Genomic DNA, 7,252 nt, shown 5'->3' on the forward strand with positions numbered 1-7,252 from the left:
GTCAAGAGGGCCCTGGGGGATCATTCCTGGCCACTTCCACTACAGCGGGGTAGGCAATGCGCGAGTCGGTACAGGCAGAGGTCATGATGAGCTTCCTCGTTTCCGAGGAGCTCGCGTTCCGGATCCCGGTGGAACTCCGGTACGACGCCCGTGACCCCTACGCCGTACGCCTGACCTTCCACCTTCCCGGAGACGCCCCGGTGACCTGGGCGTTCGGCCGGGAGCTGCTCCTCGACGGCATCAACAGGCCCTGCGGTGAAGGCGACGTGCACATCGCTCCCACCGAACCGGGAGAGCTCTCCGACGTCCACATCCGCCTCCAGGTCGGCGGTGACCGGGCCCTCTTCCGTGCCGGTGCGGCCCCGCTCGTCGCGTTCCTCGACCGGACCGACCGGCTCGTCCCGCTCGGTCAGGAGCGCAGCCTCGGCGACTTCGAGGAGACCCTCGACGAGGAGCTCGGCAGGATCCTCGCGCAGGCGCAGCAGCAGAACGGGCAGAACGCGGGCTGAGGGCCCGCTCCCCGGGCCCGTCCCCCGCAGCCCCTCAGCGCTTGCGCCGCCGGCCCCGCCCACCGCGGGCCGCCGGCGCGGCCTGGGCGGGGACGGCGCCCGCGGCGGTGGGGGCGGGCCGGTCCGCGGACACCACCAGAGCGGCCAGCGCCGTGGTCACCGGGACCGAGGCGACGAGTCCGATGGAGCCCACCAGGGTCCGTACGATCTCCTCCGCCACCAGCTCGCTGTTGGCCACCGTGCCCATGCTGCTGTTCGCGATGGAGAACAGCAGCAGCAGGGGGAGCGCCGCGCCCGCGTAGGCCAGGACGAGGGTGTTGACCACGGAGGCGATGTGGTCCCGGCCGATCCGGATGGCCGCCCGGTACAGGGCGCGCGGACCCATGTCAGGGTCCGCCTGGTGCAGTTCCCAGACGGCGGAGGTCTGGGTGACGGTCACGTCGTCGAGGACGCCGAGCGATCCGATGATCACGCCTGCGAGCAGCAGGCCGCTCATGTCGATGTTCGGGTAGAGCCCGTGGATCAGCCCGGTGTTGTCGTCCGTGTTCCCGCTCAGGAACGCCCAGCCGATGAACAGCGAACCCAGCAGTCCGATCAGCAGCAGCGAGACCAGGGTGCCGAGGACGGCGACCGAGGTCCGGGCGGTCAGCCCGTGGCACATGTACAGGGCGATCAGCATGATCGCGCTGGCGCCGACGACCGCGACGAGCAGGGGGTTCGAACCCTGCAGGATCGCCGGGAGGATGAAGAGGGTCAGCACCCCGAAGCTCACGACGAGCGCGACGAGCGCGAACAGCCCGCGCATCCGGCCGACGACGACCACCGCCACCGCGAAGATGGCCGCGAGCAGGATCATCGGGAACTTGCGGTTCAGGTCGATCACGGAGTACTGGAGGTCGCGCGGCGCGTTCGGCGCGTACGCGACGACCACCTCCTGGTCCATCTCCAGCTGTCGTGGCGCACCGGGCTGGACGATTTCGAAGAAGACGCGCCCCTTGTCCGGTCCGGTGCCGACCTCGACGGTGGCCCTCTTGCAGGCACCGGGCCGGGCCTCGCGCCCCTGGGGGGCGGGACCGTTGCCGGTGGGCGGGACTTGCGAGGCGTTGACCGACTTGCAGTCGACGTCGGAGATCGCGACCACCTTCGCCTGCTGCGTCTGGCGGTCGAAGCCCACCCCGGTGCGCTCGTGGCCGGGGGCGCCGCCGGGCCAGAGCACCACCAGGCCGGCGAAGACGGCGACGGCGAAGGGGATCAGTACGGCGGAGATCACCTTGCGCAGGTGCCTGGATCCCGGGGCCGCCGGCCCGTGGCCGTGGCTGTGGCCGTGTCCGTGCGCCTGTCCGTGGTCGTGTCCGTGGTCATGTCCGTGCGCCTGCCCGTGGGAAGGCCCATGGCCGTGGGAAGGGTCCTGCGGGCCGTCGGCCGCATGCCCGGGGGACGCATGCTCGTGGCCGGTGTGGCCCCAGGTTTCCGTGGGCTGGTTGGGGGGCTGCGGCGAGGTCGTCACCGGCAGATCATCGCAAGAGATGAGGGGGCCCACTGTTCAGCACGCCACAGATGACGCTAGCGTGGGGGCTACTTTGCACAACGCGGGAGCTCGGAGCACCGGGCTGAGAGGGCGCTGATCACCGTACGCGCAGCAGATTGCGTACGGGAGGAGGCTGCGTCGACCGCCGAACCTGTTACCGGGTAATGCCGGCGTAGGGAGATCAGGTCTCATGACCATTCAGGACGCACGCACGCCTGCCGTCGACCAGGGCGCCGACGGCCAGACCGAGCGCCAGCCCGGCTGGCACAAGGGATACCTGGCGGGTTCCCGCCCGGACATCCGGGTGCCGGTCCGCCAGGTCCACCTCACCAACGGCAAGGACGTCACGCTCTACGACACGTCCGGTCCGTACACCGACCCGCAGATCGAGACCGACGTGCGCCGCGGCCTGCCGCCGCTGCGCGAGAACTGGATCATCGGCCGCGGTGACACCGAGGAGTACGCGGGTCGTCCCGTGCGCCCCGAGGACGACGGCATCAAGCACACCTCGCCCCGCGGCGGCCTCAAGAACCTCGACGCGGTCTTCCCCGGCCGCCCGCGCCTCCCGCGCCGGGGCCGCGGTGGCCAGGCCGTCACGCAGCTCGCGTACGCCCGCCGGGGCGAGATCACCCCGGAGATGGAGTACGTCGCGATCCGCGAGAACGTCTCCCCCGAGGTCGTCCGCGAGGAGATCGCCGCAGGCCGCGCGGTGCTCCCGGCCAACGTGAACCACCCGGAGATCGAGCCGATGATCATCGGCAAGCGGTTCCTGGTGAAGGTCAACGCCAACATCGGCAATTCGGCCGTCACCTCCTCCATCGAGGAGGAGGTCGACAAGATGACCTGGGCCACCCAGTGGGGTGCCGACACGGTCATGGACCTCTCGACCGGCCGCAACATCCACACCACGCGCGAGTGGGTCCTGCGCAACTCCCCCGTCCCGATCGGCACCGTGCCGCTCTACCAGGCGCTGGAGAAGGTCGACGGCCGTGCCGAGGACCTGACCTGGGAGATCTACAAGGACACCGTCATCGAGCAGGCCGAGCAGGGCGTCGACTACATGACGGTCCACGCCGGCGTGCTGCTGCCGTACGTGCCGCTGACGGCCCGCCGCAAGACCGGCATCGTCTCCCGCGGCGGCTCGATCATGGCCGCCTGGTGCCTGGCGCACCACAAGGAGAACTTCCTCTACACGAACTTCGAGGAGCTCTGCGAGATCCTCGCGGCGTACGACGTCACGTACTCGCTCGGCGACGGCCTGCGCCCCGGCTCCATCGCGGACGCCAACGACGCCGCGCAGTTCGCGGAGCTGAAGACGCTGGGCGAGCTGAACACGATCGCCAAGCGGCACAACGTGCAGACGATGATCGAGGGCCCGGGCCACGTCCCGATGCACAAGATCAAGGAGAACATCGACCTCCAGCAGGAGATCTGCGAGGAGGCGCCGTTCTACACGCTCGGCCCGCTGACCACGGACGTCGCGCCCGCCTACGACCACATCACCTCGGGCATCGGCGCCGCGATGATCGCCTGGTGGGGCACCGCGATGCTCTGCTACGTGACGCCCAAGGAGCACCTGGGCCTGCCCAACCGCGACGACGTGAAGACCGGTGTCATCACGTACAAGATCGCGGCCCACGCGGCGGACCTGGCCAAGGGCCACCCGGGTGCCCAGGAGTGGGACGACGCCCTGTCGGACGCGCGGTTCGAGTTCCGCTGGGAGGACCAGTTCAACCTGGCCCTCGACCCCGACACGGCCCGTGAGTTCCACGACGAGACGCTCCCGGCCGAGCCGGCCAAGACCGCGCACTTCTGCTCCATGTGCGGTCCGAAGTTCTGCTCGATGAAGATCTCCCAGGACATCCGCCGTGAGCACGGCGGCGACCTGAAGGCAGAGGAGATCGAGGCGGGCATGGCGGAGAAGTCCGCCGAGTTCGCCGCCTCCGGCAACCGCGTCTACCTGCCGCTGGCGGACTGAGCCGACCGTCCGGACCGTCCCGCGACCTCATGGGGGGAGTTGCGGGACGGTCCGGACGGACCGCCGGGAAAACGGGGTCTTGCGCTGGAGTGCGCTCCAGCTCCTAGAGTGCGGCCGCATGACCATGCGATACCGGAATCTGGGCGGGACCGGCATAGAGGTGAGTGCCCACTGCCTCGGCACGATGATGTTCGGGGCGGTGGGGAACCCGGACCACGCGGAGTGCGAGCGGATCATCCACGCCGCCCTCGACCAGGGCATCAACTTCGTGGACACCGCCGACATGTACTCGGCGGGCGAGTCCGAGGTGATCGTCGGCAAGGCGCTCAAGGGGCGGCGGGACGACGTGGTGCTCGCCACCAAGGTCCACTTCCAGATGGGAGAGGGCCGCAACCGCAGCGGGAACTCGCGGCGCTGGATCGTGCGGGCCGTCGAGGACAGCCTGCGGCGGCTGGACACCGACTGGATCGACCTCTACCAGGTGCACCGGCCCGACCACTCGACCGATGTCGAGGAGACGCTGTCCGTCCTGGGCGACCTCGTCAGGGCCGGGAAGATCAGGTCCTTCGGCTGCTCGACCTTTCCCGCCGAGGAACTGGTCGAGGCCCATCACGCCGCCGAGCGCCGGGCCCTGCCCCGGTTCCGGACCGAGCAGCCGCCGTACTCGATCCTCGCGCGCGGCATCGAGGCCGACGTGCTGCCCGTCGCCCGGCGTTACGGGATGGGCGTGCTGACCTGGAGCCCCCTCGCCTCGGGCTTCCTGAGCGGGAAGCACCGGCTCGGCAGCCCGGTCGACCTGACCACCGGGCGGGCGAAGCTGCACCCGGCCCGCTTCGACCCGGCGATCCCCGGCAACGTGGCCAAGCTGGAGGCCGTGGAGAAGCTCGTCACGATCGCCGACGACCTGGGCTGCACGCTGCCGGAGCTGGCCGTGGCGTTCCCCGTCGCGCATCCGGCGGTCACCTCGGTGATCATCGGGCCGCGCACGATGGAACAGTTCGAGTCCCTGGTGAAGGGGGCCGGGCTGGTCCTCGACGACGAGGTGCTCGACCGGATCGACGAGGTCGTGCCGCCGGGCGTGAACCTCTACCACCCGGACGGCGTCTGGCGCCCGCCGGCCCTCACGGACGCCACCCAGCGGCGGCGCCCGCTCGGCGACCGGGCCGCGGGCTAGACCGTCCCTCCGGCAGGGAGGGGTCAGACCCGGCGCTTGGCGCGGCGTTTCGCCGGGGGGCGGCTCCCGGCGGAGGCCGGGAGGGGGGCGGACGGACGTTTCACGTGAAACATCGCCGGATCCAGCCTGCTCCGTGCGAAGTCCAGGTTCCCGGCGACCCGTTCGCGGTGCTCGTCGGGCATCCTTCCTTTGCTCAGCAGGCGCTCGCAGCACTCCAGCGACTCGCGGTACTCGCCGACCCAGTAGGCGGCGATCGCGAGTTCGTCGAGCGCCCGCCACTCGTGCCAGGCGTGCTCCACGAAGAGGACGTCCTTCGGGCAGGGGATACGAGCCGCCTCCTTGGCGAACACATAGGCCAGCGGCCACCGCTCCTCCACCCGGCAGAGGCCCGCCAGGTCCCCGATCGCCTCGGCCCGCGAGGGCCTGCTCTCGAAGGCGCGGAGGTAGCGGTCCATCACCTCGGCCGCGGGCCTGCCCAGGCCCGCGGCGGCCCGTGCGGCGTAGACCCGGGCGAGGTACGTCTCCTCGTAGAAGCCGACCATGGACGCCCGGCGGTCGTAAGCGGCGAGGGACTTCTCCTGCTCGCCCGCGTCCCGCCAGCTCTGCCCGAGGTAGAACACGTAGCGGGCGTTGTCGGGCTCCTTGGCCAGCCCCTCTTCGAGGAGGGCCGCATCGCGCAGGTACTTCTGCCGCTGACCTCCCTCCCGGAGCCGGGCGCCCCCGCCGATGCTGAGGATGTGGGCGCCGCCGAGCGTTCCCAGGCTGTACTCGCCGCCGCAGTCGATGTACTCGTGGAGCACGCCGACGTACCGCCAGGGCAGGCGGGTGGAGACCAGCGCCGCCCGGTAGTGGACGATCGGCCCGTCGTGCAGGGCGATCCGGTACGCGTCGAGGGTCAGCTCCGGCATCCGGAACCCGGGCTCCACCTCCATCGCGTCGTCGGCGTCGATGAACAGCAGGTAGTCGGCAGTGTCGCGGGCGAGTTCGATCGCCTCGGTCCGGCTGCCGTCGAATCCCTTCCAGGGGCGTTCGTGGAGGGTTCCGGGGAGGTCGCCGAAGCAGTCCCTGATGACGTCCTGGGTGCCGTCCGTCGAGCCGGTGTCCACGATCACCCAGGTGTCGATCAGGGGACGTACCGAGTCGAGGCATTTCCGGATCGTGGGGGCCTCGTCCTTGACGATCATGTTCAGACAGACTTTTGGTCTCACGGGTCCCGTCCGCTGGTGTGGGCCGTGCGTTCTGGCGGCCGGCCGGGTCGGATGGATCGTCGGGGACTCTAGGGAGGGCACGCGGGGGACCGCCGGGTGGCGCGCCGGGAAAGTCCGAGTTGGCCCGATTGGGGGCATCGGGTCAGCCGGTGCGCTGATAGTGGGAACGGCTCCGAGGGCGTCGCGCGGCGATGCGGGTTCACCGGGAGAGGCTCGAACCGCGACCGGATCCCGACGGCTCCGGTTCGAGTCACTTTGCCGAAGGAGCGCTCTATGAGTCGTGAGCACCGTGCCAAGGTCGTCCCCCTCGGCCCTCTTCCGCGAAGCGGGGCCTGGCTGGCGGGAGGCGCCCTGGCCTCGCTCTCCCTCGTACTGGCGGGTTTCGTCAGTCCCGTGGTCGCGGTGGCGCAGCAGGCCGGACCGGCGGTGGCCGCGGCCGGCCCTGCGGTCGGCGGTGGCGAGGACCACTGCAAGCGGAAGGCGCACCATCACGGGGACGATGACGACGACCAGCCGGAGGCCCGTCGGGCCGACCGGTCTCCCGCCGGCGGCGACCGGGACGACGAGGGCTGCCGCGGCCCGCGGGGCCCGCGCGGTCCGCGAGGCCCGAAGGGCCCGAAGGGCGACACCGGCCCGACGGGTGCGACGGGTGCGACGGGTGCGACGGGCGCCACGGGGGACACAGGTCCGACCGGTCCCACAGGAGCGACCGGTGCCACGGGCGAGACCGGTGCGACGGGCGCTACGGGTGCGACGGGTGCGACGGGTGCGACGGGTGCGACGGGTGCGACGGGCGCCACGGGGGACACAGGTCCGACCGGTCCCACAGGAGCGACCGGTGCCACGGGCGAGACC

Annotated in this window: 5 protein-coding genes, 1 pseudogene and 1 riboswitch; of the genes and pseudogenes, 4 read left to right on the forward strand and 2 right to left on the reverse strand. The window is 70.9% G+C overall.

Features of this window, described 5'->3' with window-relative positions; all coding sequences use genetic code 11:
• The first annotated feature begins 56 nt into the window (after window positions 1-56).
• Complete coding sequence (locus ACIRBY_RS13605) at window positions 57-509, forward strand: SsgA family sporulation/cell division regulator (RefSeq protein WP_403900246.1); 453 nt, start codon at window positions 57-59, stop codon at window positions 507-509.
• A gap of 34 nt (window positions 510-543) precedes the next feature.
• On the opposite strand, the gene ACIRBY_RS13610 is transcribed toward ACIRBY_RS13605, so the two are convergent.
• Window positions 544-2,016 carry a YibE/F family protein gene (locus tag ACIRBY_RS13610; RefSeq protein ID WP_403900248.1) on the reverse strand — a complete coding sequence of 491 codons (1,473 nt, stop codon included), beginning with the start codon at window positions 2,014-2,016 and terminating at the stop codon, window positions 544-546.
• A gap of 72 nt (window positions 2,017-2,088) precedes the next feature.
• A riboswitch (TPP riboswitch) is annotated at window positions 2,089-2,233 on the forward strand.
• Here ACIRBY_RS13610 and thiC point away from each other — a divergent pair.
• Together thiC and ACIRBY_RS13620 are read left to right on the forward strand one after the other, a co-directional pair.
• On the forward strand, window positions 2,228-4,015 hold the full coding sequence (thiC, locus tag ACIRBY_RS13615) for a phosphomethylpyrimidine synthase ThiC (protein ID WP_390686158.1): 1,788 nt from the start codon (window positions 2,228-2,230) through the stop codon (window positions 4,013-4,015). Its footprint overlaps the riboswitch before it by 6 nt.
• 124 nt (window positions 4,016-4,139) lie before the next feature.
• Window positions 4,140-5,189: an aldo/keto reductase gene (locus tag ACIRBY_RS13620; protein WP_403900569.1), complete on the forward strand. Its 1,050-nt coding sequence runs from the start codon at window positions 4,140-4,142 to the stop codon at window positions 5,187-5,189.
• Window positions 5,190-5,212: 23 nt separating this feature from the next.
• Here the strand turns inward: ACIRBY_RS13620 and ACIRBY_RS13625 are convergent, their stop codons facing one another.
• Entirely contained in the window at window positions 5,213-6,373 is a 1,161-nt protein-coding gene (locus ACIRBY_RS13625; protein ID WP_403900251.1) for a glycosyltransferase, read from the reverse strand.
• 297 nt (window positions 6,374-6,670) lie between these two features.
• On the opposite strand from ACIRBY_RS13625, the pseudogene ACIRBY_RS13630 reads away from it, so the two are divergent.
• Window positions 6,671-7,252, forward strand: a pseudogene (locus ACIRBY_RS13630) (collagen-like protein); the annotation flags it as partial.

This window comes from Streptomyces sp. NPDC096136, assembly GCF_044763325.1.
Lineage (GTDB): Bacteria > Actinomycetota > Actinomycetes > Streptomycetales > Streptomycetaceae > Streptomyces.